The sequence below is a fragment of the Mycobacterium angelicum genome (assembly GCF_002086155.1).
GTDB classification, from domain to species: Bacteria; Actinomycetota; Actinomycetes; order Mycobacteriales; family Mycobacteriaceae; genus Mycobacterium; species Mycobacterium angelicum.
This window is the reverse complement of record NZ_MVHE01000199.1, coordinates 1-1,263: the sequence shown is the minus strand read 5'-3', so window position 1 is coordinate 1,263 and position 1,263 is coordinate 1. Positions and strand designations below refer to the sequence as shown.

Here is a 1,263-nt window from a genome sequence, read left to right as displayed (position 1 = left end):
GTCAGACCACTGCCGGCAGCCGCATCCGTGCCTGCGCCGCCACCGCCTCCGGCGCCACCCACACCGCCGGTGCCGCCGGTACCGGCCTTGCCGGTGGCGCCGGTGCCGCCGCCGGTGCCACCGCTACCAGTTCCGCCGCCGCCACCGCCGGCGCCTGCTGCGCCGCCGGTACCGCCGTCGCCGCCGGTGCCGCCCACTCCGGTGGTGCTGTCCGCACCCGAACCGCCGCCACCGCCGGTGCCGCCCTTGCCGCCCATGCCGCCGGCGCCGCCGGAGCCGTTGATGCCGCCCGCGCTGTTGCCGCCCGTACCGCCCTGACCGCCTTGACCGCCGGCAAACCCGATCCCACCGGTGGCGCCGCTGCCTGGTGCGGCATCGGTGCCGTCAGCGCCGGTACCGCCATCGCCACCTTGACCGCCGGTGCCGCCGGTGCCGGCCTTGCCGGTGGTGCCGGTGGCGCCGCCGGTGCCGCCGCTACCAGTTCCGCCGCCGCCACCGCCCGCGCCGGCCGCGCCGCCGACCCCGCCGTCGCCGCCGGTGCCACCAACTCCGGTGGTGCTGTCGGCACCGCTGCCGCCGGCGCCGCCACTGCCGCCCTTACCGCCCACACCGCCGGCGCCGCCGGAGCCGTTGGTGCCACCCACACCGGAGTCGCCGCCCTGTCCGCCTTGTCCGCCGGCGCCGCCGGCAAACCCGGTCCCACCGGTCAGACCACTGCCGGCAGCCGCATCCGTGCCTGCGCCGCCACCGCCTCCGGCGCCACCCACACCGCCGGTGCCGCCGGTACCGGCCTTGCCGGTGGCGCCGGTGCCGCCGCCGGTGCCACCGCTACCAGTTCCGCCGCCGCCACCGCCGGCGCCTGCTGCGCCGCCGGTACCGCCGTCGCCGCCGGTGCCACCGACTCCGGTGGTGCTGTCGGCGCCGGAGCCGCCGCCACCGCCAGTGCCGCCCTTGCCGCCCACGCCGCCGGCGCCGCCGGAGCCGTTGATGCCGCCCGCGCTGTTGCCGCCCGTACCGCCCTGACCGCCTTGACCGCCGGCGAATCCGGCGCCGCCGGTAGTACCGCTGCCCGCGGCAGCATCGACACCCGCGCCGCCGGCACCGCCGCCACCGCCTTGACCACCGGTGCCACCGGCGCCGGCGCTACCGGTCGCCCCGCCGCTACCGCCTGCTCCGACCGCACCGCCCGTGCCTGCGTTGCCGCCGACGCCGCCGACCCCACCGGTGCCGCCGACACTGCTTCCGCTTGATCCGCCTGCGCCG

Annotated in this window: 1 protein-coding gene; it reads right to left on the bottom strand. The window is 79.8% G+C overall.

Annotation, left to right across the window (positions count from 1 at the left end; all coding sequences use genetic code 11):
• A partial coding sequence (locus BST12_RS32560) for a hypothetical protein (RefSeq protein WP_211281400.1) occupies nt 1-1,263 on the bottom strand: 1,263 nt, incomplete at both ends.